The following is a 23,660-nucleotide window of genomic DNA, read 5'->3' on the forward strand; positions in this document are numbered from 1 at the left end:
GTATCCGCCAAGCGGCCCTTTGCCCGCATTGTTGCTCCGACCGGGTGTATCGCCACCACGGACGGCGTGGGGGACCTCACCGGAGGCGTTCCTTGCCCGCGCAAGCGATGGACAATAAACTTGTATTGCACAAGTAATGGCCAAGGAGGGCTGATGGGCTTCGACGACACCGACGACGTCCGGGTCGAGCTCATGCGCGAGCTGAAGACCGCGTCCCAGCTCCAGCACGCCTGGATCATGCAGGCCTGGCAGGACCAGCCGGGGCTGCACCCGGCGGCCGCGATGCTGCTGTCCGACCTGGCGAAGAACGGCGAGGCGCGACCGTCCGAGCTGGCGAAACGCCGGTTCGTCGACCTCTCGGTGGTCAGCAGGCAGATCACCCAGCTCTCCGCCGCCGGGCTGGTCGACCGCCGTCCCGCGCCCGAAGACGGCCGGGCGTCACTGGTGAGCGTGTCCGAGAAGGGCCGGGCCGAGCTCGCCCGCTGGCGCGCCAACTACCTCGAGTTCATGGAGAAGGCGCTCGGCGACTGGGACGACGAGCGCGTCACCGACCTCATCGGCCGGCTCGCCGAGATGAACGCCGACCTCCGCCGTGCCCTCGGCAGCGCCGCGTGCCTCGCTGACACGACCAAGTGACCTCCGGTGAACCAGTCACACCCGGAGTGGCATTTTGCACTCCGGAAATTGTCCGTTCGGGCCTGACTCGGCGGTCGACCCCAGGGTTACCTTCGGTGGGTGGCGCGTAGCCGGGTCGCACTGCTGTGCGCGTTGGGGGTCGACAACTTCGGCTCGGGTCTTTTCCTCCCGTTGGCCCTGGTCTACGTGACGCAGGTCGTCGGGATGCCGCTCGTCGTGGCGGGCACCGCCGTCACGCTCGGCACCGTCGTCGGGCTCGTCGTGCCACCGCTGGCCGGCCGGCTCGTGGACCGCGTCGGGCCGCGCGCGGTGGTGATCGGCGCCCAGCTGCTGCAGGCCGCGGGGGCCGGCGCGTACCTCGTCGCCGACAGCGTGGGCCTGGTGGTCGCCGCCGCCGTGCTGCTCGCCTCCGGGCAGCAGCTGTTCTACAGCTCGTTGTTCGTGCTCATCGCCGACGTCGCGGGTGACGTCCCGAAGGATCGGCCGTTCGCCGAGGCGGGGATGGTGCGGGCCGGCTGCTTCGGCCTCGGCGGGCTCGTCGCGGGCGCGCTGCTGACCTGGCTCGGCGCGGCCGGCTACCGGATCGCGCTCCTGGTGGACGTCGTGACGTTCCTCGTCGCCGCCCTGGTCCTCGCCGTGTCCGTCCGGCTCGCGCGGCCGCACGAGCCGCACCGCGAACGGTCGGTCAAGGTGCTGCGCGACCGGCCGTACCTCGCCCTGATCCTCTTCAGCGCCCTGTTCGGCCTCTCCCTCGAGTTCTTCCTGATCGGCACGCCGGTGTTCGTGCTCGACCGGATGCACGGCCCGGCCTGGCTGCCCGGCGCGATCCTCGCCCTGCTGACCGTGGTGACCAGCCTCGGCGGCACGCTCGCGCTGCGGCTCACCGCGAAGCTGACCCGGATCGCCGCGATGCGGGCGGGCTCGGCGTTGTTCGCCGCGTGGTGCCTGGTCAGCCTGGGTGTGCTGCTCGTGCCGGACGGCTGGCGGGTCGCCTACCTGCTGGCGGCGACGCTGGTGTTCGCCGCGGGTGACCTCGTGTTCGGGCCGCGGTCGGGCGCGCTGGCCGAGGCCGCGGCACCTCCGGTCGCCCGCGGGCGTTATCTGGCTGCGTACCAGTACGCGTTCACGGTGGCGCAGGTGATCGCGCCCGCCGTGGTCGCGTTGTTTTCGGTGGCCGACTGGTTACCCTGGGTGCTGGTCGGGGCGTGCGCCGGCCTCGCCGTGGCCGGGCTCGGGATGCTCGGCAGCCGGTTGCCGGCCGACGCCGTCGCACCCGGTCAGAGTTGAGCGGAACAGACTCAAGTTTTCGTGCGTTAAGGATAGTGTCAGGTCTCGGTCAGGCCTGTCACCAGGACTTTTGAAGCATCGAGCATGAGGTGAGGGATGGACGCTTTCAACCCGACCACGAAGACCCAGCAGGCGATCTCGTCCGCGGCGCAGGCGGCCACCATGGCCGGCAACCCGCACGTGTCGGCCGCCCACCTGCTGGGCGCCCTGCTGGCGCAGGGTGAGGGGCTGACCGCACCGCTGCTGACCGCGGTCGGGGCCGACCCGGGGGTGGTGCACAAGGAGCTCGAGCCGATCATCGCGGCGCTGCCGTCGGCGACCGGCGCGACCGTGTCGAGCCCGCAGTTCGACACCTTCGCCGTCAAGTCGCTGACGCACGCCCAGAAGCTCGCGACCGAGCTGGGCGACGAGTACGTCTCGACCGAGCACCTGCTCGTCGGGCTCGCCACCGAGGGCGGCCAGGTGGCCGACCTGCTCAAGCGCCACGGCGCGACGCCGGACGCGTTGCAGGAGGCGTTCGTCAAGGTCCGCGGCTCCGCCCGGATCACCAGCGAAGACCCGGAGAGCACGTTCAAGGCGCTCGAGAAGTACGGCGTCGACCTGACCGCGCGGGCCCGCAACGGCGAGCTCGACCCGGTCATCGGCCGCGACACCGAGATCCGCCGCGTGGTGCAGGTGCTGTCGCGGCGCACGAAGAACAACCCGGTCCTGATCGGCGAGCCCGGCGTCGGCAAGACGGCGATCGTCGAAGGGCTGGCCCAGCGCATCGTCGCCGGCGACGTGCCGGAGTCGCTGCGCGGCAAGCGCGTCGTCGCCCTCGACCTGGGGTCGATGGTGGCCGGCGCGAAGTTCCGCGGCGAGTTCGAGGAGCGGCTGAAGGCCGTGCTCAAGGAGATCACCGACTCCGCGGGCGAGGTCGTCACGTTCATCGACGAGCTGCACACGATCGTCGGCGCCGGCGCGACCGGCGAGGGCGCGATGGACGCCGGCAACATGATCAAGCCGATGCTCGCCCGCGGTGAGCTGCGAATGGTCGGCGCGACCACGCTCGACGAGTACCGCCAGCACATCGAGAAGGACGCCGCCCTGGAGCGGCGCTTCCAGCAGGTGCTGGTCGGCGAGCCGTCGCCTGAAGACACCATCGCGATCCTGCGCGGTCTGAAGGAGCGTTACGAGGTCCACCACGGTGTCCGGATCACGGACGCCGCGCTGGTCGCCGCCGCGACGCTGTCCGACCGCTACATCACCGCGCGCTTCCTGCCGGACAAGGCCATCGACCTGGTCGACGAAGCCGCGTCCAAGCTGCGCATGGAGATCGACTCGCGGCCGGTGGAGATCGACGAGGTCGAACGCGCCGTCCGGCGGCTCGAGATCGAGGAGATGGCGCTCGCCAAGGAGAGCGACGCGGCTTCGAAGGACCGGCTGTCGGCGTTGCGCGCCGAGCTGGCCGAGAAGCGCGAGACGCTGACCGCGCTGACCGCGCGCTGGCAGAACGAGAAGGGCTCCATCGAGAAGGTCCGTGAGCTGAAGGAAGAGCTCGAGCAGCTGCGCGGCGAGTCCGAACGCGCCGAGCGTGACGGTGACCTGGGCAAGGCCGCCGAGCTGCGCTACGGCCGGATCCCGGCGCTGGAGAAGGAGTTCGAAGCGGCCACCGCGGCGAACGAGGCCAGCCAGCAGAACGTCATGCTGAAGGAAGAGGTCGGAGCGGACGACGTCGCCGACGTCGTGAGCGCGTGGACCGGCATCCCCGCCGGCCGGCTGCTCGAAGGCGAGACCGGCAAGCTGCTCCGGATGGAGGAGGAGCTGGGCCGCCGGGTCATCGGGCAGGCCGAGGCCGTGCAGGTCGTGTCCGACGCGGTGCGCCGCGCGCGGGCCGGCGTCGCCGACCCCGACCGGCCGACCGGTTCGTTCCTGTTCCTCGGCCCGACCGGCGTCGGCAAGACCGAGCTGGCCAAGGCGCTGGCGGAGTTCCTGTTCGACGACGAGCGGGCGATCCAGCGGATCGACATGAGCGAGTACGCCGAGAAGCACTCGGTGGCGCGCCTGGTCGGCGCTCCGCCGGGGTACGTCGGGTACGACCAGGGCGGGCAGCTGACCGAGGCCGTCCGGCGCCGGCCGTACTCGGTGGTGCTGCTCGACGAGGTCGAGAAGGCCCACCCGGACGTCTTCGACGTGCTGCTGCAGGTCCTCGACGACGGGCGGCTGACCGACGGCCAGGGCCGGACGGTGGACTTCCGGAACACCATCCTGATCCTGACGTCCAACCTCGGTTCGCAGGCCATCGCCGACCCGTCGCTCGACGAGCGGCAGCGGCGGGACGCGGTGCTGCAGGTGGTCCAGCGGCAGTTCAAGCCGGAGTTCCTCAACCGGCTCGACGACATCGTGGTGTTCCACGCGCTCGGCACCGAGCAGCTGACGTCCATTGTGGACATCCAGGTCGCGCGCCTGGCGGCCCGGCTGGCCCAGCGGCGCCTGAGCCTCGACGTCACCGAAGGCGCCCGCGAGTGGCTCGCGCTCAACGGCTTCGACCCGATCTACGGCGCCCGTCCGCTCCGGCGGCTGGTCCAGTCGGCGATCGGCGACAAGCTGGCGAAAGAGCTGCTGTCCGGCGAGATCCGTGACGGCGACACGGTCCGGGTCGACATCCCGGAGCTGGAAGCCGGTGACTCGCTGACCGTCACCCGCGTGTGAGTTTCACCAGGCCAACCGGCGTTCGTCTTCGTAGACGGCGCCGGTTGGCCCGTTTTCGTCCACAGTGGCCAGCCGGATGGCCACTTCGGCGCCTTCGTCAGGGGTGCGGGTGCCGCGGAAGCCGTTGAAGTCCGTGGCGACGTGACCGGGGGCGGCGCCGTTCACCTTGATCTTCGTGTCCGCGAGCTCTCGTGCGTAGTGGACGGTCAGCGCGTTGAGCGCGGTCTTCGAGGACGAGTAGGGCATGGACGGCTGCCCCACCCAGGCGCCTTCTTCGCCGAGGGAGCCGCGTTTGCTGGTCACGTTCACGATCCGGCCCGCGGGTGAGCGCCGCAGCAGCGGCAGGAACGCGTTGGTCACGCGGACGACCGCGAACACGTTGGTCTCGTAAACCCGGCGCAGCGTTTCCGCGGACTCTTCCGACGGCTTCCCGTAGCCGCCCGCGCTGATCCCCGCGTTGTTCACCAGCACGTCCAGTTCGCCGACCTCCGCCACGGCGTTTTCGACGTCCTCGTCGGAAAGGACGTCGAGCCGGACGAAGTGCGCCCCGACCTCCTCGGCCGCGGCTTTCCCGCGCCGGTCGTCCCGCGCTCCCAAGTAGACGGTGAATCCCCGCCGGACGAGCCCGGCCGCGATCGCCTTGCCGATGCCCTTGTTGCCGCCCGTCACCAATGCTGTTGTCATGACAACAGCGTACGCCGAAGTTTGTTGTCATGACAACAGCGCCGTAGGGTGGGGCGCGTGGAGCGGCTGAGCAAGGACGACCAGGCGTTGTGGCACGCGTGGAAGCGCGCGGCCGAAACCGTGCGCGCGCGGGTCGTCGAAGACGTCGCCGCCGCGACCGGACTGTCCGATCCGGACTTCGGCGTGCTCACCCGCGTCGCCGAAGACGGGCGGGGACGGCTGCGGCAGAACCTGCTCGCCGACTCCATGGGCTGGCACCGCAGCCGGTTGTCGCACCACCTGACCCGCATGGAGCAGCGCGGCCTGGTGACGCGGCGGGCCGTCGACGGCGGGGTCGAAGTGCTCATCACCGAGGCCGGCCGCGCGGAGGTCGCGCGGGCGCGGCCGGTGCACGCCGCCGCCGTGCGGGCCCACCTGGTCGAACCGCTGGGAAAGGCCGACCGCGCCACGTTCCTCGCCGGTCTTGAAGCCCTGGCCGAATCGCGCGATTAGGCGATTTGTCGACCCGGAAACGGCTAAATGGTCCGAACGGGCCCGGCGACACGGGTACCGGCGATCATCTCTTCGGCGTAGCAGGCGATACCCTCACCGTCGTGGGTATTCCGGCGTGGATCTGGTTCGTCATCGCGGCCGTCGCCCTGGTGGCGGGCCTCGGGCTGCTCGCGGCCGACCGGGCGAAGGAGGGCTCGCGCAACCGCGAGCGAATGCGCTGGGCGCAGTTGCGCGGCTGGCAGTTCGTCGAAGAGGACGAACGGCTGCCGCAGCAGTGGTCCGGCGGCGCGATCGGCTACTTCGGCGCGGACGCCGCCGTCAACGTCGTCGCGGGGTCGACCTTCACCTCCGACGGCCGCCGACCGGTGTTCATCTTCGACATCGAGTCCGAGGGGCAGATCCCCGCGGTCGTCGTCGCCGTGCGCTGCAACAAGAAGCACAAGATCCCGATCGAGATGTGGCTGTCCAGCGTGCCGTTCCAGCGCGCCGACATGCCCGAGATGCTCGGCCCGATCGGCTCGCGCTACGCCTTCGCGGACGACGCTGACGGCGCCCGCGTCGTGATCACCCAGGAGCTCGTCGACGCCGCGGACCAGCTCGGCGGCGACGTCGGCGTGGCGTGGCTGGAGAACGAGTGGGTGCTCGCCAGCGTCGTCCCGACCGCCGGGCCGTCGCGGCTCGAGCGCCTGCTGCGCGACCTCGGGGAGATCGCGGACATCGTCGACCCGTTCGACGAGGACTACGACGCCGGCCGCCACCAGGCGAGCGCGCCGATCCCGTCCACCGGGAGCACGCCGCCGACCCCGGCCGCGGGGATCCCGGCCCAGCAGCCCCCCGCGGAGCCGCCGGCCTCGCAGGACTAGAGCACCCGCTGGTCCAGCACGCTGACCGCCAGTGTGCCGCGCAGTGACGTCGTGCCGCCCTGGACGTGGACCACGTGGTCGACGCCGAGGTCGCCGCTGAACGCGCCTGATGTCGTCTTGACCAGGCCGGACGCCGGGCCGAGCTGGCCGCCCAGCTCGTGCTTCTGCTCGACGTCGAGGACGCCGGTGAAGCTGCCGTGCTGCTCGGACGTCGCGCCGATCGCGCCCAGCGTGCCGAGGTCGACGCCCTGGCCCGCGGACCGGTGCACGCTCACCCCGCCGGTGGTGACGTCGACCTGCTCCGCGTTTTCGGTGAGCACGTCGACGCCGTTCGGCAGCCACACCCCGGTGTGGCGGGTCTCGGCCGCTCCGGCTTGGGTGAGGCGCTGTTCGCCGGTCGTGATGGTGGTCAGCTCGCCCAGCTGCAGCTCGCGCCCGTCGTGGTGGCGGTAGTCGATCGGCAGAGTGCTCTCGGCCGGGCCGGCGAGCGCGGTGGCGGGGGCCGCGAAGAGCAGGGCCACGGGCGCCGCGCCGGCGGCGACCATGGGCAGGTAGCCGCTCTTGCGCCTGCTGTGCTTACCCATGATCGGGACGATAACCCGAGGCCGAACCGGCTGCACCCCGAGGCCCTGACCACTGGGTATCGTTCACTCACATGACCACCACCAACATCTTTTCCGGGGGTCCGGGTGGCGGAGCCCCCGGCCCGGGGCGAAGCCCCGGACGTCACACCGCTGTGATCACTGGGGCCACCGCGGGCATCGGCGCGCAGTTCGCGCGCACGCTCGCCGCCGAGAAGTACGACCTGGTGCTCGTCGCCCGGGACACCGCGCGCCTGGAGGCGTATGCCGCTGAGCTGCGGGAAAAGCACGGTGTCGCCGTCGAGGTGCTGCCCGCCGACCTGTCCGAAGTGGACGGACGAACCGCCGTCGAAGAGCGGCTCGCCGCCGGCCCGGTCGACCTGCTGGTGAACAACGCCGGGTTCGGGCTGAACGGCGACTTCTGGACCATTCCGCCGGACGCGCTGCAGCGCCAGCTCGACGTCAACGTCACCGCCGTGCTGCGGCTGACCCGCGCGGTGCTGCCCGGCATGATCGAGCGCGGTCACGGCGAGATCATCCAGGTCAGCAGCGTCGCGGGCTTCTTCAGCGGCCGCGGCTCGACCTACACGGCCAGCAAGAACTGGGTCACGTCGTTCACCGAAGGCATCGCCGCGTCGCTGCCGAAGGGTGTCCGGATGATGGCGCTGTGCCCGGGTTTCACCGCGACCGAGTTCCACGAGCGCGCGGGCATCGGCAAGCCCGGCCCGAAAATCGCCTGGCTGGGTGTCGAACAGGTGGTCGGCGAAGCGCTCGCGGACCTGCGCCGCGGCAAGGTGATCTCGGTGCCGAGCCTGCAGTACAAGGCCGTCGTCGCGATCGGTGGCCTGCTGCCCCGCGCGGTGCTGCGCCGGATCAGCGGCGGCCGCGGCCGGACCTGAGTCCGCACTTTCACGTGAAAGTGCGCGGTAGGGCTGTCCCTACCCCGAAGACGCGCGTGCGCACCAGGGTCATCGAAGGGCTGTCTCCCTAGCGTTCTCCGCATGACGAATGAGGCGGTTCGGCTCGAGGCCGTGCGCAAGGAGTACAACGGCGTGGTCGCGCTGGACGGGGTCTCGATCTCGTTCCCGCGCGGCGGGTTCACCGCGGTGATGGGCCCGTCCGGCTCGGGCAAGAGCACCTTCCTCCACTGCGCGGCCGGCCTCGACCGGCCGACGGCGGGCCGGGTCGTGCTCGACGGCCAGGACCTCGACGGCAAGAGCGAGACCTACCTGACGAAGCTGCGGCGCGACCGCGTCGGCTTCGTCTTCCAGGCGTTCAACCTGCTGCCGGCGCTGACGGTCGAGCAGAACGTCGTGCTGCCGCTGCAGCTGGCCGGGAAGCGCCCGGACAAGCGGCTCGTGGCGCGGATCCTCACGCACGTAGGGCTCGACGGCCGCCGCAAGCACCTGCCCGGGCAGCTCTCCGGCGGGCAGGCGCAGCGCGTGGCGATCGCGCGGGCACTGGTCACCGACCCGGCCGTGCTGTTCGCCGACGAGCCGACCGGCGCGCTCGACACCCGCACCGCTGCGGACGTGCTCGGCCTGCTGCGCGACTCCGTCCGGTCGTCGGGTCAGACGGTGATCATGGTGACGCACGACCCGGTCGCCGCGTCCTACGCCGACGAGGTCGTGTTCCTCGCCGACGGCCGGATCGCCGGCCGCCTCGCCCGGCCGACCGCGGAAGCCGTCGCCGAGCGGATGACCCACCTCGGCGCCTGGGGCCGGGTGGCGGCGTGATGTTCTCCCTCGCGATGCGGACCCTCCGCCTGCGCAAAGGCGGGTTCCTGGCGACGTTCGTCGCCGTGTTCTTCGGCGCGCTGATCGTCTCGGCGTGCGGCGGCCTGATGGAGACGGGTATCCGGTCCGAGACGCCGGTGCAGCGGCTGGCCGCGGCGCCGATCGTCGTCGGCGGGCCGCAAACGCTTGCGCTGCCCAGAGAGGACCCGGCCACCCTCGACCCCGAGGACAAGCACAAGGTCAAGAACGCGACCCTGCCCGAGCGCGTCCGGGTCGGCGCGGCGCTGGCCGACCGCCTGCGCGCGGTCCCGGGCGTCACGAACGTCGTCGGGGAGGTCAGCTTCCCGGCGCAGATCGGCACCGCGAGCGCGCTCGGGCACGCGTGGGACTCCGCCGTGCTCACGCCGTACACGCTGAAGGGCGAAGCGCCGAAGCCGGGCGAAGTCGTCGTCGACGCCGGGCTCGGGATCGCCGTCGGGGGCACCCTGCCGATCGCGGCGCACGGCGTTGTCGGCCAGTACCGCGTCTCGGGGATCGCCGAAGCGCCGCAGGCCATGCGGGACCCGGCGCTGTTCTTCGCGCCTTCGGACGCTGAAAGGCTCTCGGGACACCCGGGAACCTTCGACACCATCGGTGTCTTCGGCGGTGACGTCGCCGCGGTGTCGGCGGTCGTCGGGGACGCCGGGGTCGTGACGACCGGCGCCGACCGCGGCGCCCTGGAGTTCCCCGAGGTGAACCAGAGCGGCGAAAACCTGATCGTCCTGGCCGCCGTCTCCGGTGGGCTGTCGGCGATGGTGATGGTTTTTGTCGTCGCGGGCACGCTCTCGCTGTCGACCCAGCAGCGTCAACGTGAGCTCGCGCTGCTGCGGGCGATCGGGACGACCCCGCGTCAGCTGCGGCGGATGGTGCTCGGCGAGGCGCTGGTGGTCGGCCTGCTGGCGGTCGCGGCCGCGGTGGTGCTCGGCCCGGTGCTGGGGAACTGGCTGTTCGGCCGGCTCGCGGCCAACCACGTGGTCCCTGAGGTGCTGCGGTACGAGCAGGGCTGGCTGCCGGCGACGGTGGCCGCGGGCGCGTCGCTGCTGGCCACCGTGGCCGCGGCCTTCGTCGCCGGACGCCGCGCCTCGAAGGTCCGCCCGACCGAGGCGCTCGCCGAGGCCGCTGTCGAGCGGCGCTGGCTGACGCCGATCCGGCTGGTCACCGCGGTCCTGTGCTTCGCCGGCGGGACGGCGCTGGCCATCGTCACGGTCGCCGTGATGACCGGCCCGGTCGCGGCCAGCACGGCCGGTCCGGCAGTGATGCTGTGGGCGTTCGGCCTCGCGGCGATCAGCCCCGGCGTCACGAAGGTGATGGCGATGCTGCTGCGCTGGCCGGTCCAGGCCGTCAGCGGTGTCACGGGCCGGGTCGCGCTGCTCAACACACGCGTCGGCGCGGTCCGGACGGCCGGCGCGGTCACCCCGATCATGCTCGCGGTCGGCATCGCGACCGCCAACATCTACCTGCAGACCACGCAGGAAGCCGTCTCGAACGAGGCGTACACCGCGGACCTGCGCGCGGACGCCGTGGTGGCCGGCCCGGGCGGGCTCGACCCGTCGGTGCTGGGGCGCGTGCGCTCGGCGCCGGGGGTCGCGGGCGCGTCGGAGTACGTCACGAGCACGGTGTTCGTCGAAAAGCCGTACGACTCGAACAACGACCAGGACGGCTGGCCCGCGCTCGGCGTCAGCGAGCTGACGGGGACCGCCGTCGAGGTGCCGACGACGCTCGGCCGCCAGGTCGGCGACACCCTGTCGCTGCGGCTCGGCGACGGCGCGCCGGTGGACGTGCGGGTGTCCGCCGTCGTGAGCCAGCGGCCCGGGTTCGAACGGCTCGTGCTGCCCGCGTCGCTGCTGGCCCCGCACACGACAACCGGGCTCGCGCCGCAGCTGCTGGTCCGCGCCGCTCCCGGCGTCGACACGGCGACGCTGACTTCGCACCTTCGCGAGGCGACAGCGGGGTTGCCGGTGCAGGTCGGCGACCGCGACGACCTGATCGCGGCGCACGCCAAGGGCAACGAGATCGGCGCCTGGGTCAACTACCTGCTCGTCGGGATGATCATCGCGTACACGGTGATTTCGGTGGTGAACACGCTGGTGATGGCCACCGGCAAGCGACGCCGCGAGTTCGGCCTGCAGCGGCTGAGCGGGTTCACCCGCGGCCAGGTGCTGCGGATGGCCGGGGTCGAGGGCGGGCTGATCGCGACCATCGCGGTCCTGCTCGGCACGGCGACGGCGGCCGGCGCGATCGTGCCGTTCTGCCTGGTCGTGACCGGCACGGTGCTGCCGTCCGGGCCGCTGGCCGTCTACCTGGTGGTGCTCGCGCTCGCCGTGACCCTCTCGCTGGTGGCGATCCTGGTCCCGGCCTGGGCGGCGACGCGCGGGCGTGCGGTCGACGCCACATCCATCGGGGAGTGACGACGGCCGTGTGTAAGACTCTCGGCCGTGGCGAACCCCGGGTTGGATCAAGCGGCGAAACTCGAACTGGCCAGGCTGGTCACCGATCTTTCCGTGGTGCACGGAAAAGTGACCCTGGCGTCCGGCAAGGAAGCCGACTACTACATCGACCTCCGGCGGGCGACGCTGCACCACGCGGCCGCGCCGCTGATCGGCAAGCTCCTGCGCCAGCTCACGGCGGACTGGGACTACGTGGCGGCCGGCGGCCTGACGCTCGGCGCCGACCCGGTGGCGCTGGCGATGCTGCACTCGGCGGCCACCGACGGGGTGGTGCTCGACGCGTTCGTGGTCCGGAAGTCCGTCAAGGAACACGGCATGCAGCGCCGCATCGAGGGCATGGAGGTCCGCGGGCAGCGCGTGCTGGCGGTGGAGGACACCTCCACGACCGGCGGCAGTGTGCTCGACGCCGTCGCGGCCCTGCGTGAAGCGGGCGCGAACGTGATCGGCGTGGTCACGGTCGTCGACCGCGACACCGGGGCGCGGGAGGCCATCGAGAAGGAGGGCCTCGAGTACCGGTACGTCCTCGGCAAGGACGACCTCGGCCTGGACTGACCCACGCCTGTCGTGAGTGGTAATTAGGGTTAGAACCCCAATTACCACTCACGACCGCCAGGTCACTTCTTGAACAGGTCCTTCGCCGCGTCCTTGACGTTCTCCACGGCGCCCTTGAGCCCGGCCTTCGCCTGGTCGGCCTGGCCCTCGGCCTGCAGCTGCTCGTCGCCGGTCGCCTTCCCGGCCGTCTCCTTGGCCTTGCCACCCAGCTCTTCGGCCTTGTTGCTGATCTTGTCGCCCAGCGACATGGGGCACCTCCTCCTCCGGCGGCGCCCCGGCGGGGCGCGCTCGTGTCGGAAGGACCACCGAGGCGCGTGATCGTCACGGACTCGCCCCGGTGACCACCGTCACCCACAATCAAGCCGTGACGTTCTCCGGCTCCCGGTGTCCTGTCTTCAAGGAGGTGCCGTGACGACCACCGCCACGCCGCTCGACGACGCGACCCTCGTGGGCCGCGCGCGGGACGGCGACGTCCGGGCGTACGAGCAGCTCGTGCTGCGCTACCAGGGCCCGATGTTCCGGCTCGCGGTGAAGATGCTCGCCCACCGCGGCGACGCCGAGGACGTCGTGCAGGAGGTGTTCCTCAACGCCTGGCGCAAGCTCGACCAGCTCGGCGAGGACGCGGCTTTCGTCGGCTGGCTCTACCGGGCCACCACGAACCGCTGCCTCAACACGATCCGGGCGCGGCGGCCGCAGGCCGACGTCGACCTGGACACGGCCGAGTCGCCGCGGGCGGACCTCCAGCCGGAGCGGGCCGCGCAGGTGAGCGGCCAGCTCGCGGCGTTGAACGCGGCACTGGCCGAGCTCACGCCCGAGCAGCGGGCGTGCTGGCTGCTGCGGGAAGTGCACGGCCGGTCCTACGAAGAGATCGGCGAAGTCGTCGGCGCGAACACGACCGCGGTCCGCGGCCGGATCGCGCGGGCACGGGCCCAGCTGGCGGAGGTGATGAAGCCATGGCGATGACGGACTACGAGCTGCCCTGCGAACGCGATGTCGAGCAGGTGTGGGAGCGACTGGACGCGGTCGGCGCCGGGCTGGCCGACGAGCACGAGCTGACCTGCCCGCACTGCCGCGCCGCGCGCGAAAGCCTGCTGGCGCTGCGCGAGGCCACGGCGGAACTGGTTCTCGAGGACGACGTGCCGTCGCCCGACCTGTTCGGCCGGATCATGTCGGCGGTGCGGGCCGAGGTGCGGCGCGACCGGATGGTGCGGCTGCCGACCCCGGAACCCGGGTTCGTCGAGATCAGCGAGCAGGCGGTGGCGGCGGTGCTGCGCTACGCGGCGGACACCGTCGACGGCGTCCGCGCGCGACGCTGCCGGGTGCGCACCGGCGCCGACGGCGTGGTCGAAGTCGACCTCACCCTCGCGGTGAGTTTGCGGAACGCTACCGGCGGTGAAGCGTTGGCGAAGGTGCGGGAGCGGGTGACCGCGGCGGCCGCGGCCCGGGTGGGCCTGACGCTGGCGAAACTCGACCTGCTGGTCGACGACGTTTATGAAGTTCACGGGGAGCCAGGGGAATGAGCGTGGAGTACGTCATCGCCGATCCGGTGATCGCCAGCGTGGCGGCGAGGGCGGCGATCACCACGCCCGGCGTGGTGCGGCTCGAGCCGGGCCTGCGCGGCCTGGTGACGGCGTGGACGCGGGCGGCCCGCCAACGCTGGAAGGGCCTCGACCCGGCCCCGGCGGACGGCATCCGCGTCCGCACGGCCGACGGCCGGGTGAGCGTGCAGATCGACCTGGTGACGGCGTCCGCTGACCAGGCCGGGGCGGTGGGCCGCGCGGTCCAGCGCGCGGTCGGCCGGTACGTGGCCGAGCAGACCGGGCTGGCCGTCGACGAGGTCTCGGTGTCCATCATGGACATCGAGCCGGCGCCCCGGTGACCGCGCGCGAAGCCGTCGAGAAGATCGTCGGCGCACTGTCGGGGGTGGACGGCCTGCGGCCGGCGACCCCGGTGTCCCCCGAGACGACGTGGCTGCCGGTGGACTGGGAAGGCATGGCGGTCGACCTGACACCGGAACTGGTGCAGATCCGCCTGATCGCGACCCGGCTGCCGATCCCGCCGTTGCTGGACCTGGCCGCGGAGCTCGTGCGGCCGGTGCTGGCGGGGACGGAGTGGTCGCAGGCCAAGCTGCGCTTGGTGGTCACGGACATCGACGGCGCGGCCTTCGTCTGAGGTCGAGAGCCACGTCACACGATCGAGCGAGTGACGATCTCCCTCCCGCTGGGTCTTACCTACACACGAGGCAGAAAGCCTTGAGGGACAGGACATCCGGGAGGACCCCATGACCGCGACCGCCGAGAAGAACACCGTGGCCACCAAGGCCGAGACGGCTCTCGTCAGCACGCAGGGCACCACGACCATCGCCGACACCGTGGTCCAGAAGATCGCCGGGCTCGCCGCGCGTGAGGTCGCCGGTGTCCACGCTCTCGGTGGTGGCGCGGCTCGGGCGCTGAGCGCCATCCGCGACCGCATCCCGGGTGCGTCCGCCAGTGCCGGCCAGGGTGTGTCGGTCGAGGTCGGGGAGAAGCAGGCCGCCGTCGACCTGCAGATCCTCGTCGAGTACGGCGTGGCCATCGCGGACCTCGCGCGGGCCGTGCGCCGCAATGTGATCACCGCGATCGAGCAGATGACCGGGCTGGAGGTCGTCGAGGTGAACATCAACGTCAACGACGTCCACATCCCCGGGGACGACGAAGAGCCCACCACCAGCGACCGGGTGCAGTGACCGTGAGCGCGACGCTGCTCGGCCTGCTTTACGGTCTGGCGCTGGGTTTCGCCGCCGGTTTCGGCGGGTTCGGCGCGTTCATCGCGGTGCTGGTGCTCGGCGGGCTCGGCCTGCTGGCCGGCCGCTGGCTCGACGGCAAGCTCGACCTCTCGGCGCTCGTCGGCGCCGCGCGCGATCGGAGGTGACGCGTGGAACGCGGAGTGACCACTGTGGACCCGCGGGCGGTGCGGCGGATCGCCGCGCGCGCCGCCCGCGAGGTGGACGGCGTCGCGGGGGACGTCACCGCCGAGGCCACAGTGGACGGTTCATCGGCCACAGTGGACGTCCGGCTCCCGCTCGCCTACCCGGCCCCGATCACGGCGACCGTCGAGAAGGTCCGGGCGCACCTGCTCGGCCGCACGACGGAACTGACCGGGCTCACCACGAGCCGGGTGGACATCACGGTCGCGCTTTCGCGCCCGGAACAGCCCCGTCGGAGGGTCCAGTGAGGCGGCCCAGGCGGAGCGTGCCCGCGGTTCTGACGGCGCTGGTCCTGCTCGCGGCGTGCGCGCTCGTCGTGACGGCGCTGGTCCAGCGCCTGCTCGGCGAGCGGCCGCTGGTGTCCTACGACGCGGTCGCCGCCCGCGTGCACGAGACCTCCTGGAACGAACTGCCCGTGCTCGTCGGGGGCGGGGCAGCGGTTCTGGCGGGGTTCGTGCTGCTGGCGGCGGCCGTGCTCCGCGGGCGGCCGTTGGTCGTGCCGCTGGTCGCGGCGCCGGGATTCGCCACGGGGACAGCACGCCACGGCTTGCGCACGTCGTTGCGAGCCACGGCGGCCGGGGTGGACGGCGTCTCGTCGGCCGCGCTGAAGCTGGGACGGCGGAAGGTGAAGGTGCGCGTGAAGACGAAACGGACGAACCGGGACGGGCTGGCCGAAGCGGTCGAAGCCGCGGTGCAGCAGAGGCTGGACGACGTCGGGCTGGCCCGGCCGCCGAAGGTGCGAGTCCGAGTGAGGGGAACACGATGAACCGGCCCGCCGCTCTCAACCGGACTCTCCTCGCGCTGGTCGGCCTGCTTCTCCTCGCTGCGGGCGCGTTCGCGCTGGCGACCCACTTCGGCCGTCTCCACGTCCTCGACCCGGCCGCACCCCTTGTTCCCGGCAACGCGCCCCCGCCGACCTGGGTATTCTGGGTGGCGATCGCCGTCGCGGTCGTCCTCGGGCTGTTGTGCCTGCGGTGGCTGGCCGCGCAGGCGTTCCGGCGGCCCAAGTCCGTCGCCTGGCGGTCTGAGGACACCGCCGGGGCCACCGTGCTCGACTCCGCCACCGCCGCCGCGCCCCTGGCCGAGGACGTCGAGACCTACGAAGGCGTCCGGTCCGCGTCGGCCTGGCTGTCGGGGACGCGGGACGCGCCTGAGCTGCTGCTCGTCGTCACGACGGACCGCGACGCCGGCGCCACCGCCGTGCGGGAGCGGATCGCCGAGCACGCCGTGCCCCGGCTCAAGCGGGCCTTGGAGGTCGATGAGCTCCCGGTACGGCTGGAAATTCGGCTGACGGCGAAATCCGGGGTCCGGGCGCGGTGAGCCGGGCGTAGCGTCGCCCGGTATGGAAGAGCCCCGTGAGCCGCCGCGGCCGTCCGATCCGAACCGGAAGAAACCGGACGGCGCGCCCGACCAGTACCCACACGAGGAGCCGACCACCTATCCCGCCAAGCGGCCGCCGGAATTTCCACCGGGTGTAACGCCTCCGTCACCGCCCAGGTGAAGAAGTTGCTCCGGTGGGTTGAACATCACAGCTCTGGGCATCCTGGAGGGCGGCCGATCTCGATCAGCGGAGTAAAGTCGCTGGTAGGGGTCGGTGAAGGGGGCGTGTGGTGGCGAAGTTCCTGGCCGAAATGACCGTCGCGGTGCACATGCTCGCCCTGCTGCTCATCGGGTTCGGCGGGTTCGTCGCCTGGCGCTGGCCGAAGCTGATCTTCGTCCACATGTTCGCGGCGGCCTGGGGCATCCTCGTCAACGTCACCCCGGTGCCGTGCCCGTTCACCGCGCTGGAGAACTTCTTCCGTCACCAGCAGGGCCTCGGAGACCTGCCCGGCGGCTTCAACGCGTACTACCTGTACGACACGGTCTTCCCCCGGTCGTGGCTGCCGGCGATCGGCATCATCGCGATCGCCGTGGTCGCGTACTCCTACGTCGGCGTCTACCAGCGCTGGCGCCACCGCCACCACCCCGAAGACACCCAGCCCCGCGCGGTCCACCTCGGCTGAGGCACTATCAGCGCATGGAACGTGTGCTCGGCATCGGTGGTTACTTCCTCCGCGCCGCGGACCCGGCGGCCCTGGGCGCCTGGTACCGCGACTGCCTCGGCCTCGACGCCGACGAACACGGCCTGTGGCAGCAGGCGGCGGGCCCGACGGTCTTCGCGCCGTTCGAGGCCGGCACCGACTACTTCGGCTCGCCTGCCCAGCAGACCATGCTGAACTTCCGGGTCCGCGACCTCGACGCGATGCTCGCCCAGCTCCGAGCCCAAGGCGCCGACGTCGCCGAGGAGACGCAGGACATGGCGGGGGTCGGCCGGTTCGGCTGGGTCACCGATCCCGAGGGCAACCGCATCGAGCTTTGGCAGTCCGCCTAGAGCCGCGGCCGCGGGTGGGGCGACAATCGACGCTGTGAGCGCATCGCACGACGTCGGACCCACCGAGTGGGTGAGCCGCGAAGAGGTCGGCGTCGGTCCGTGGCCGGGTGAGTGGCCGTCCGACGAGCGGTACGACCCGGACCTGCTGCGGGACGGCGACCGCCGCAACGTCGTCGACGCCTACCGCTACTGGCGGCGCGAAGCAATTGTGTCCGATGTGGACAGCCGTCGGCACCCGTTCCACGTCGCCATCGAGAACTTCCAGCACGACCACAACATCGGCACGGTCGTCCGCACGGCCAACGCGTTCGCCGCGGCCGAGGTGCACATCGTCGGCCGCCGCCGCTGGAACCGGCGCGGCGCCATGGTGACCGACCGCTACCAGCACCTCCGCCACCACGAGGACGTCGACGGGCTGCTCGCCTTCGCCGCGGAAAACCGCCTCGCCCTCGTCGCGGTCGACAACACGCCCGGTTCGCAGCCGGTCGAGACGGCCGAAATCCCGCGCGAGTGCGTCCTGCTGTTCGGTCAGGAAGGGCCAGGGCTGTCGGCGGGCGCGCAGGAAGCGGCGTCCCTGGTCGTGTCGATCGCCCAGTTCGGCACCACCCGGTCGATCAACGCCGGGGTCGCGGCCGGGATCGTCATGCACGCCTGGGTCCGGCAGCACGCCGACCTGACCACCGCCTGGTGACTACGCCGGCGCGACCTCGACCGGGATGCCGTTCAGCACCGATGTCCCGGACGGCACGTCCAGCAGCGTCTCGTCGGCGACCAGGTTCGAGTTGACGCCGGGGTTCGCGCGCGCCACCCGGGTGCGCGAACCGTCGACGTCGTGGCCCCAGCCGTGCGGGATGCTGACCACGCCTTCGCGGACCTCGTCGGTCACCTCCACCGGCACTTCCAGCTTGCCGGCGCGGGAAGTCACCGACGCGAGCGCGCCATCGGTGAGGCCCAGGCGGGTGGCGTCGGCCGGGTGCACCTGCACCGTGCACCGGTTGCCGCCGCGGACCAGCGGTTTCAGGTTGTGCATCCACGAGTTGTTCGAGCTCAGGTGCCGTCGCCCGATCAGCACAAGACCGTCTTCTTCGGGCTTGGCGAGCTCGGCGCGCAGCCTCGGGACGTCCGCGACGATCGTCTCCGGCGCCAGTTCGATCCGCCCGGACGCCGTGCACAGCACCTCCGGGATCCGCGGCTTCAGCGGCCCGAAGTCCATCCCGTGCGGCGCGGCTTCGAGGTCGGCCAGCGTGACGTCGTAGGGCCCGGCGCGCAGCATCAGGTCGACCAGCCGCGCGGGGCCGGTCCGGTCGTGGGTGACCTCGAGCTTGGCGCGGCGCGCGACGTCCGCGGCGACGAAGTCGTCGAGCGCCTCGACGTCCGCTTCGGGGCCCTGACCGGTGACGATGCCGGTGAGCCGCAGCATCGTCTCCCACTCCTGCGGCAGTTTCGACGGCAGCGTCGCCGGGGTCCAGTTGGCGACGTTGCGCACCGAGAGCTGGTAGAAGGCCAGGTCGAAGTGCGGCCGTTCGAGCGGCGACGGCCCGGGCAGGATGACGTCCGCCTGGCGTGACGTCTCGTTCAGGTAGACGTCGACGGAGATCATGAAGTCGAGCTTCTTCAGCGCCTCGCTCAGGCGCCCGGCGTTCGGCGTGCTCAGGCACGGGTTGCCGCTGACGGTGACCAGCGCGCGGACCTGGCCCTCGCCCGGGGTTTCGATCTCGTCGGCGAGCGTCGCGACCGGCAGCTCGCCGACCACCTCGGGGTACCCGCGCACCCGGCTGTGCCACCGGCCGACGGCGAACGGGCGCCGGTTGCCGGTGGGCTGGCACGCGGCCAGCGGGAACATCGCGCCGCCCGGCTCGTCGAGGTTGCCGGTGAGCACGTTGAGGACGTCGACCAGCCAGCTCGCGACCGTGCCGAACCGCTGGGTCGTGGTGCCGATCCGGCCGTAGACGACGGCGTTCTCGGTGGCGAGTTCGAGCGCCATCCGGCGGATCTCGGCGGCGGGGATGCCGGTGCGCGGCGCGACGGCTTCGGGGGTGAACGGGCGGGCCAGCGTGCGGACGTCGTCGAGGCCGGTGAGGTGGGGTTCGAGCCGGCCGGGGCGTACCCGGTTTTCCGCGAACAGGACGTTGACCAGTGCGAACAGCAGCAGGGCGTCGGTGCCGGGCCGGATGGCGTGGTGCTCGTCGGCGAACTGCGCGGTGCGCGTGCGGCGCGGGTCGACCACGACGATCTTGCCGCCGCGGTCGCGGATCCCGCGCAACCGGCCGCGGACGTCCGGCGCGGTCATCAGGCTGCCGTTCGAGACGAGCGGGTTGGCGCCGAGGATCAGCAGGTGCCGCGTGCGGTCGAGGTCGGGCACGGGGATGGCGAGGGGGTCGCCGAACATCGTGCCGGACGAGTAGTGCTTCGGCATCTGGTCGACCGACGTCGCGCTGTAGAAGTTCTTGGTGCCCAAGGCTTTGTAGAGCACCCGGCCGTAGAGCGTGAGCGCGATGTTGTGCACACCGGGGTTGCCCGCGTACACGGCGACGGCGTCCCGGCCGTGCTCCTCGAGGATCGGCGGGAGGCGCCGGTCGATCTCGTCGTAGGCCTCCTGCCAGCTGACCTCGACGAACTCGCCGTCGCGCTTGAGCAGCGGTGCGGTCAGCCGATCGGGGTCGTGGTGCAGCGCCCCGAGCGACGCGCCCTTAGGGCAGATGTAACCCTTCGAGAAGACGTCGTTCTCGTCGCCCTTCACGCGCGTGACCTGCTGGTTCTCGTCAAGCGTCACCTCGAGCCCACAGGTCGCTTCGCACAGCGGGCAGGTGACGTGGGCTGTGGTCATAACAAGTGAACATACCGAGCGGTATGTCGACGGGCAAGGCAGGATTGCGTCATGGACGTCTCGGCCGCCGAACGTGCGGTGACCGCCCGCCACCTGCGCCGCGTCTGGGCGCTCCCGGCGACGGTGCTGGGCCGCAGCGGCTGGCCGGCTTCGGCCGGACAGCGGGTGCACTGGCATTGGAACTACTGGTGGCAGGCGCACCTGCTGGACACCCTCGTGGACGCGCAGCTGCGTTCGCCCACTGCGTCGCGCCTGGCGGTGATCCGGTCGTTCGTGCGTTCCGTGCGGTTGCGCAACTTCGGCCGCTGGACCAACGACTACTACGACGACATCGCGTGGCTCGGCCTTGCGCTGCAACGGGTCCAGCACCTCGGAACCGACGTCGGCCCGGCCCTGGCGGCCATCGACACCCAGCTCCTGTCCGGCTGGACGGAGGCGGCGGGCGGCGGAATCTGGTGGCGCCGCGGCGACGACTTCAAGAACACCCCGGCCAACGGCCCGGCGGCGATCTTCCACGCGCGGTCGGGAAACCTGCCCCGCGCCCGCGAGATGACCGCATGGCTGACGTCCACTTTGGTCGATCCCGCGTCCGGCCTGGTCTGGGACGGGATCCACGCGGACACGGGCGAGCTGGTGAAGCACATTTACACGTACTGCCAAGGGGTTTACCTCGGCGCATGCTTGGAGCTGTCCGAACTGGACAATGCGGCGCGCACGGTGCGCGCGGTGGCCGAGCACTGCGCACCGGGTGGCGTGATCCGCGGCCAGAGCGGCGGAGACGGAGGATTGTTCGCGGCGATCTTGGCCCGGTACTTGGCTTTGGCGGCGGGAATATTGCCCGGCCCGGAGGCGGCGGTGGCGCGGTCGCTGGTGCTCCGCTCCGCCGAGGCGTGCTGGTCGGGGGCTGCGGAGGGGCTGGTGTTCAGCGCTTTCTGGGATCGTCCGGCGCCGCCGTTGCCCTTGCCTTCGGACGCGCCGGAGCGAGACATGTCGGTACAGGTGGGCGGCTGGATGCTCCTGGAAGCCGCGGCGACGCTGTCGGATTGACTCAGCTGGACTTCGGAGGTTCCTTCAGAGATCGTCAGGAACAACGTGAGGTTGTAGACCGCAAGGCCATCCTCGGCCCGCGTACAGCGGTGCCCCTGCCGATGACGCGCTCAACGCTCCCACCTCGTACCCCGGCAGCAGCTGCTCCATCGAGGTCATCAGCTCGCTCGCGATCCCCCGCCGCCGGTGGGCGGGGTGGACCGCGACGCCCTCGACGTGGCCCGTGTTCAGGATGCGGCCGTCGTGCGTCAGGCGGCGTTGCACCAGGGACGCGTGGCCGACCAGCTCGGCGCCGGAGAACGCCAGCGCGTGCATTCCGCCGAGCGTGTTTTCCCAGCCCGGGAGGTCGAAGTCCCGGTAGGCGCCTTCGAGCAGGTCTCGAACCGCGCCGAGCTCGGCGGGCGGCAGCTGGGCGGTGTGCGCGAGTCGGATCACGCTTCAGCAGCCGCAGGAGGCGCCGTGCAAAAACTTCGGTGTCAGGTGGATCGACTCCGGGGGCCGGTCCGGGTCCGCCATGCGGGACATCAGCAGCCGCACAGCTCGTTGGCCGATGTCCGCGACCGGCTGAGCCAACGTTGTCACCGCCGGGCTGACGCGGCGGGCCCACTCCATGTCGCCGTACCCGACCACCGCCAGCTCCGACCCGATGCGGATGCCGCGGCGGTGGGCCTCGTACTGGACGCCCACCAGCATCGACTCGTCCGCGACCACCAGCGCCGTCGGGGAGGGCCAGCCGTCGAGGAGCTTGGCCGTCGCGCGGGCCGCTCCACCTGACGTCGACAAACCGGACTCCACCAGCTCGCGGTTGAACCGCAGGCCCGCCTGCTCCAGCCCCAGCCGGTACCCGCGGACGCGCTCGCGGCTGACCTCCAGGCTCTCCTCGCCCGAAATCAACCCGATCTTGCGGTGCCGCCCCGACGTCAGGTGCCGGACCAGCGACGCCACCGCGTGCACGTTCTCCGTGCCCACCTGGTCGACGTCGTTGCGCGCGGCGACGCGGTCGACCAGCACCGTCGGCACCCCCATCCGGACCAGGCCGTTGACCACCGCCTCATCGCCGGGGGACGGGACCAGCAGCACGCCGTCCACCAGGTCCGCCCGCAACGCGCGCACGATGGCGGCCTCTTCGGTGACGCTGTCTTCGGTGTCGGCCAGCATGACGTCGCAGCCCGCCTGGGCGGCCGCGCCGCGGATCGAGCGCAGCAGCGCCCCTGAGTACGGGTTGGCGTGCACCCCCATGGCGACGCCGATCCGGTAGGTGACCGGGGGGTCCCACAACCGGAGCTCTGGCGAAAGTGCGGTCATCAGGCCTCGCAGACGCTCAGCCGAACGGTATCCGCTGAACGCTCCGCGCGAGACCCCTATCCTGATTAATCACTGATGTGAGTGAACCGGCGGGCAACCGCACGACTCACGGTGACGCAGAGTGGGCGCGAGCCGCACCGTCTCGGCCTTGCGGGCCGGGTCGTTGATCCGGGCCAGGAGCAGCCGCACGGCCTGCCGCCCGATCTCCTCGATCGGCTGGGCCATCGTCGTGAGCGGCGGGTCGACCAGGTCCGCCCACTCGACGTCGTCATAGACCACGACCGGCAGGTCACGCCCGATGCGCAGGCCCCGCCGGCGCGCCTCGTGCAGCACCCCGACCATCATGCTGTCGTTCCCGACCACCAGCGCGGTCGGCGGCTCGGGCAGCGCCAGCAGCGTGCTCAGCGCCAGCGAGCCGCCATCGCCTGAGGAGTTTCCGCAGGCCACGAGCTCGGACGACCACGTGAGCCCGGACCGGCCGAGCCCCAGCCGGTACCCCAGCACCCGCTCCTCGCTCGTCGACAGCCCGGGCGCGCCGCTGATCATCCCGATCCGCCGGTGCCCGAGCGTCGCCAGGTGCGCGGTCAGCGCCGACGTGGCCTGGATGTTCTCCGTGCCCACCTGGTCGACGTCGGCGCGGGTGGTCAGCCGGTCGATCAGCACCGTCGGGACGTCGAGCGACACGAGCTCGCCGATCACCGGCGCGTCGCCGGGCGCCGGGGTGATGAGCAGGCCGTCCACCCGGCGGGAGCGCAGCGCGCGCACCGTGTCACGCTCCGTGTCCGCGGTGTCGTGCGTGTCGGCCAGCAGGACGGTGTACCCGTGCGTGGACGCCTCCCGTTCGATCGCTTGCATCAGCGTCGCGAAGTACGGGTTCGCCACCAGCGAGATCGCCATGCCGATCGACCGGGTCCCGCCGGTGACCAGCGAGCGCGCGATGGCGTCGCCGGTGTAGCCGGTCGTCTCGATCGCCCGCAGCACCGCGGCCTTCGTGTCCTCGGCGACCGCGCGGGTCCCGTTCACGACGTGCGACACGGTGGTGATCGAGACGCCGGCGAGCTCGGCGATGTCGCGTTGGGTCGGCCGCGACGATCTCGGCTGGGGCATGCCAATCCTTTCCGGCAAGCGTTTGCGCAA

The 23,660-nt window shown here is 71.6% G+C and carries 29 protein-coding genes; 22 read left to right on the plus strand and 7 right to left on the minus strand.

The genetic code is table 11. The annotated features are described in order from the left end of the window. The first annotated feature begins 153 nt into the window (after positions 1 to 153). From ACZ61C_RS15190 to clpB, 3 genes are all read left to right on the plus strand, one after another. The gene (locus ACZ61C_RS15190; protein ID WP_465306892.1) at positions 154 to 636 is read left to right on the plus strand and encodes a MarR family winged helix-turn-helix transcriptional regulator; all 483 of its coding nucleotides are present in this window, start codon (positions 154 to 156) and stop codon (positions 634 to 636) included. A 99-nt stretch (positions 637 to 735) separates the two neighbouring features. Further along, the gene (locus tag ACZ61C_RS15195) at positions 736 to 1,923 is read left to right on the plus strand and encodes an MFS transporter (RefSeq protein WP_465306894.1); all 1,188 of its coding nucleotides are present in this window, start codon (positions 736 to 738) and stop codon (positions 1,921 to 1,923) included. Positions 1,924 to 2,019: 96 nt separating this feature from the next. Beyond that, positions 2,020 to 4,614 (plus strand): ATP-dependent chaperone ClpB, encoded by a 2,595-nt coding sequence (gene clpB, locus ACZ61C_RS15200; RefSeq protein WP_465306896.1) that lies wholly within the window; start codon positions 2,020 to 2,022, stop codon positions 4,612 to 4,614. Between the two features lie 3 nt (positions 4,615 to 4,617). Here clpB and ACZ61C_RS15205 read toward each other — a convergent pair whose 3' ends face one another. Next, the gene (locus tag ACZ61C_RS15205) at positions 4,618 to 5,298 is read right to left on the minus strand and encodes an SDR family oxidoreductase (RefSeq protein ID WP_465306898.1); all 681 of its coding nucleotides are present in this window, start codon (positions 5,296 to 5,298) and stop codon (positions 4,618 to 4,620) included. Positions 5,299 to 5,355: 57 nt separating this feature from the next. On the opposite strand from ACZ61C_RS15205, the gene ACZ61C_RS15210 reads away from it, so the two are divergent. Together ACZ61C_RS15210 and ACZ61C_RS15215 are read left to right on the plus strand one after the other, a co-directional pair. Continuing rightward, positions 5,356 to 5,790 carry a MarR family winged helix-turn-helix transcriptional regulator gene (locus ACZ61C_RS15210; RefSeq protein WP_465306900.1) on the plus strand — a complete coding sequence of 145 codons (435 nt, stop codon included), beginning with the start codon at positions 5,356 to 5,358 and terminating at the stop codon, positions 5,788 to 5,790. A 101-nt stretch (positions 5,791 to 5,891) separates the two neighbouring features. Beyond that, the gene (locus ACZ61C_RS15215; RefSeq protein WP_465306902.1) at positions 5,892 to 6,653 is read left to right on the plus strand and encodes a hypothetical protein; all 762 of its coding nucleotides are present in this window, start codon (positions 5,892 to 5,894) and stop codon (positions 6,651 to 6,653) included. Here the strand turns inward: ACZ61C_RS15215 and ACZ61C_RS15220 are convergent. Then, a complete protein-coding gene (locus ACZ61C_RS15220) occupies positions 6,650 to 7,237 on the minus strand; it encodes a hypothetical protein (RefSeq protein ID WP_465306904.1) in 588 nt (195 codons plus the stop codon). The two genes, ACZ61C_RS15215 and ACZ61C_RS15220, sit on opposite strands and share 4 nt — an antisense overlap. Before the next feature lie 152 nt (positions 7,238 to 7,389). Here ACZ61C_RS15220 and ACZ61C_RS15225 point away from each other — a divergent pair, with 152 nt between their 5' ends. From ACZ61C_RS15225 to pyrE, 4 genes are all read left to right on the plus strand, one after another. Beyond that, positions 7,390 to 8,133, plus strand: a complete 744-nt coding sequence (locus ACZ61C_RS15225; protein ID WP_465306906.1) for an SDR family NAD(P)-dependent oxidoreductase — start codon at positions 7,390 to 7,392, stop codon at positions 8,131 to 8,133. Between the two features lie 102 nt (positions 8,134 to 8,235). Then, positions 8,236 to 8,970: an ABC transporter ATP-binding protein gene (locus ACZ61C_RS15230; RefSeq protein ID WP_465306908.1), complete on the plus strand. Its 735-nt coding sequence runs from the start codon at positions 8,236 to 8,238 to the stop codon at positions 8,968 to 8,970. Further along, positions 8,970 to 11,417, plus strand: coding sequence for an ABC transporter permease (locus ACZ61C_RS15235; protein WP_465307054.1), 2,448 nt, complete (start codon positions 8,970 to 8,972; stop codon positions 11,415 to 11,417). The genes ACZ61C_RS15230 and ACZ61C_RS15235 overlap by 1 nt, the downstream gene beginning before the upstream one ends. A gap of 27 nt (positions 11,418 to 11,444) precedes the next feature. Further along, positions 11,445 to 12,008 carry an orotate phosphoribosyltransferase gene (pyrE, locus tag ACZ61C_RS15240; protein ID WP_465306910.1) on the plus strand — a complete coding sequence of 188 codons (564 nt, stop codon included), beginning with the start codon at positions 11,445 to 11,447 and terminating at the stop codon, positions 12,006 to 12,008. Between the two features lie 62 nt (positions 12,009 to 12,070). Here pyrE and ACZ61C_RS15245 read toward each other — a convergent pair whose 3' ends face one another. Then, a complete protein-coding gene (locus tag ACZ61C_RS15245) occupies positions 12,071 to 12,256 on the minus strand; it encodes a CsbD family protein (RefSeq protein ID WP_465306912.1) in 186 nt (61 codons plus the stop codon). 160 nt (positions 12,257 to 12,416) lie between these two features. On the opposite strand from ACZ61C_RS15245, the gene ACZ61C_RS15250 reads away from it, so the two are divergent. From ACZ61C_RS15250 to ACZ61C_RS15305, 12 genes are all read left to right on the plus strand, one after another. Beyond that, entirely contained in the window at positions 12,417 to 12,971 is a 555-nt protein-coding gene (locus ACZ61C_RS15250; RefSeq protein ID WP_465306914.1) for an RNA polymerase sigma factor, read from the plus strand. Further along, complete coding sequence (locus ACZ61C_RS15255; RefSeq protein ID WP_465306916.1) at positions 12,962 to 13,528, plus strand: Asp23/Gls24 family envelope stress response protein; 567 nt, start codon at positions 12,962 to 12,964, stop codon at positions 13,526 to 13,528. The genes ACZ61C_RS15250 and ACZ61C_RS15255 overlap by 10 nt, the downstream gene beginning before the upstream one ends. After that, entirely contained in the window at positions 13,525 to 13,887 is a 363-nt protein-coding gene (locus ACZ61C_RS15260) for an Asp23/Gls24 family envelope stress response protein (protein WP_465306918.1), read from the plus strand. Before ACZ61C_RS15255 ends, ACZ61C_RS15260 begins: the two co-directional genes overlap by 4 nt. Next, entirely contained in the window at positions 13,884 to 14,180 is a 297-nt protein-coding gene (locus ACZ61C_RS15265) for a hypothetical protein (protein ID WP_465306920.1), read from the plus strand. The genes ACZ61C_RS15260 and ACZ61C_RS15265 overlap by 4 nt, the downstream gene beginning before the upstream one ends. 109 nt (positions 14,181 to 14,289) lie before the next feature. Next, the gene (locus ACZ61C_RS15270; protein WP_465306922.1) at positions 14,290 to 14,733 is read left to right on the plus strand and encodes an Asp23/Gls24 family envelope stress response protein; all 444 of its coding nucleotides are present in this window, start codon (positions 14,290 to 14,292) and stop codon (positions 14,731 to 14,733) included. A 2-nt stretch (positions 14,734 to 14,735) separates the two neighbouring features. Next, positions 14,736 to 14,918, plus strand: coding sequence for a hypothetical protein (locus ACZ61C_RS15275; RefSeq protein WP_465306924.1), 183 nt, complete (start codon positions 14,736 to 14,738; stop codon positions 14,916 to 14,918). 3 nt (positions 14,919 to 14,921) lie between these two features. Next, entirely contained in the window at positions 14,922 to 15,221 is a 300-nt protein-coding gene (locus ACZ61C_RS15280) for an Asp23/Gls24 family envelope stress response protein (protein ID WP_465306926.1), read from the plus strand. Between the two features lie 17 nt (positions 15,222 to 15,238). Beyond that, positions 15,239 to 15,739, plus strand: a complete 501-nt coding sequence (locus tag ACZ61C_RS15285; protein ID WP_465306928.1) for a DUF6286 domain-containing protein — start codon at positions 15,239 to 15,241, stop codon at positions 15,737 to 15,739. Then, the gene (amaP, locus tag ACZ61C_RS15290) at positions 15,736 to 16,293 is read left to right on the plus strand and encodes an alkaline shock response membrane anchor protein AmaP (RefSeq protein ID WP_465306930.1); all 558 of its coding nucleotides are present in this window, start codon (positions 15,736 to 15,738) and stop codon (positions 16,291 to 16,293) included. The genes ACZ61C_RS15285 and amaP overlap by 4 nt, the downstream gene beginning before the upstream one ends. A gap of 290 nt (positions 16,294 to 16,583) precedes the next feature. Beyond that, a complete protein-coding gene (locus tag ACZ61C_RS15295; protein ID WP_465306932.1) occupies positions 16,584 to 16,976 on the plus strand; it encodes a DUF2784 domain-containing protein in 393 nt (130 codons plus the stop codon). Positions 16,977 to 16,990: 14 nt separating this feature from the next. Then, positions 16,991 to 17,344, plus strand: a complete 354-nt coding sequence (locus ACZ61C_RS15300; protein WP_465306934.1) for a VOC family protein — start codon at positions 16,991 to 16,993, stop codon at positions 17,342 to 17,344. Positions 17,345 to 17,378: 34 nt separating this feature from the next. Beyond that, positions 17,379 to 18,035 carry a TrmH family RNA methyltransferase gene (locus ACZ61C_RS15305; RefSeq protein ID WP_465306936.1) on the plus strand — a complete coding sequence of 219 codons (657 nt, stop codon included), beginning with the start codon at positions 17,379 to 17,381 and terminating at the stop codon, positions 18,033 to 18,035. Here ACZ61C_RS15305 and ACZ61C_RS15310 read toward each other — a convergent pair whose 3' ends face one another. Next, entirely contained in the window at positions 18,036 to 20,171 is a 2,136-nt protein-coding gene (locus ACZ61C_RS15310) for a molybdopterin-dependent oxidoreductase (protein WP_465306938.1), read from the minus strand. It lies immediately after the preceding gene. Between the two features lie 51 nt (positions 20,172 to 20,222). Between ACZ61C_RS15310 and ACZ61C_RS15315 the strand changes: the two genes are divergently transcribed. Then, positions 20,223 to 21,218, plus strand: a complete 996-nt coding sequence (locus tag ACZ61C_RS15315; protein WP_465306940.1) for a glycoside hydrolase family 76 protein — start codon at positions 20,223 to 20,225, stop codon at positions 21,216 to 21,218. 24 nt (positions 21,219 to 21,242) lie between these two features. On the opposite strand, the gene ACZ61C_RS15320 is transcribed toward ACZ61C_RS15315, so the two are convergent. The 3 genes from ACZ61C_RS15320 to ACZ61C_RS15330 all read right to left on the minus strand — a co-directional run bounded on the left by ACZ61C_RS15320 (position 21,243) and on the right by ACZ61C_RS15330 (position 23,630). Further along, positions 21,243 to 21,653: a GNAT family N-acetyltransferase gene (locus tag ACZ61C_RS15320; RefSeq protein ID WP_465306942.1), complete on the minus strand. Its 411-nt coding sequence runs from the start codon at positions 21,651 to 21,653 to the stop codon at positions 21,243 to 21,245. A 3-nt stretch (positions 21,654 to 21,656) separates the two neighbouring features. Further along, positions 21,657 to 22,523 (minus strand): LacI family DNA-binding transcriptional regulator, encoded by an 867-nt coding sequence (locus tag ACZ61C_RS15325; RefSeq protein WP_465306944.1) that lies wholly within the window; start codon positions 22,521 to 22,523, stop codon positions 21,657 to 21,659. A 69-nt stretch (positions 22,524 to 22,592) separates the two neighbouring features. After that, complete coding sequence (locus ACZ61C_RS15330) at positions 22,593 to 23,630, minus strand: LacI family DNA-binding transcriptional regulator (RefSeq protein ID WP_465306946.1); 1,038 nt, start codon at positions 23,628 to 23,630, stop codon at positions 22,593 to 22,595. Positions 23,631 to 23,660 lie beyond the last annotated feature (30 nt).

Source organism: Amycolatopsis sp. NPDC104587 (assembly GCF_055583645.1).

Bases quoted from the DNA above. Each gene is read 5' to 3' on its own strand.
- ACZ61C_RS15245 (WP_465306912.1), bottom strand. From the start codon at position 12,256: ATGTCGCTGGGCGACAAGATCAGCAACAAGGCCGAAGAGCTGGGTGGC.
- ACZ61C_RS15255 (WP_465306916.1), top strand. From the start codon at position 12,962: ATGGCGATGACGGACTACGAGCTGCCCTGCGAACGCGATGTCGAGCAG.
- ACZ61C_RS15230 (WP_465306908.1), top strand. From the start codon at position 8,236: ATGACGAATGAGGCGGTTCGGCTCGAGGCCGTGCGCAAGGAGTACAAC.
- ACZ61C_RS15235 (WP_465307054.1), top strand. From the start codon at position 8,970: ATGTTCTCCCTCGCGATGCGGACCCTCCGCCTGCGCAAAGGCGGGTTC.
- ACZ61C_RS15270 (WP_465306922.1), top strand. From the start codon at position 14,290: ATGACCGCGACCGCCGAGAAGAACACCGTGGCCACCAAGGCCGAGACG.
- ACZ61C_RS15205 (WP_465306898.1), bottom strand. From the start codon at position 5,298: ATGACAACAGCATTGGTGACGGGCGGCAACAAGGGCATCGGCAAGGCG.
- amaP (WP_465306930.1), top strand. From the start codon at position 15,736: ATGAACCGGCCCGCCGCTCTCAACCGGACTCTCCTCGCGCTGGTCGGC.
- clpB (WP_465306896.1), top strand. From the start codon at position 2,020: ATGGACGCTTTCAACCCGACCACGAAGACCCAGCAGGCGATCTCGTCC.
- ACZ61C_RS15220 (WP_465306904.1), bottom strand. From the start codon at position 7,237: ATGGGTAAGCACAGCAGGCGCAAGAGCGGCTACCTGCCCATGGTCGCC.
- ACZ61C_RS15330 (WP_465306946.1), bottom strand. From the start codon at position 23,630: ATGCCCCAGCCGAGATCGTCGCGGCCGACCCAACGCGACATCGCCGAG.
- ACZ61C_RS15260 (WP_465306918.1), top strand. From the start codon at position 13,525: ATGAGCGTGGAGTACGTCATCGCCGATCCGGTGATCGCCAGCGTGGCG.
- ACZ61C_RS15315 (WP_465306940.1), top strand. From the start codon at position 20,223: ATGGACGTCTCGGCCGCCGAACGTGCGGTGACCGCCCGCCACCTGCGC.
- ACZ61C_RS15310 (WP_465306938.1), bottom strand. From the start codon at position 20,171: ATGACCACAGCCCACGTCACCTGCCCGCTGTGCGAAGCGACCTGTGGG.
- ACZ61C_RS15325 (WP_465306944.1), bottom strand. From the start codon at position 22,523: ATGACCGCACTTTCGCCAGAGCTCCGGTTGTGGGACCCCCCGGTCACC.
- ACZ61C_RS15300 (WP_465306934.1), top strand. From the start codon at position 16,991: ATGGAACGTGTGCTCGGCATCGGTGGTTACTTCCTCCGCGCCGCGGAC.
- ACZ61C_RS15190 (WP_465306892.1), top strand. From the start codon at position 154: ATGGGCTTCGACGACACCGACGACGTCCGGGTCGAGCTCATGCGCGAG.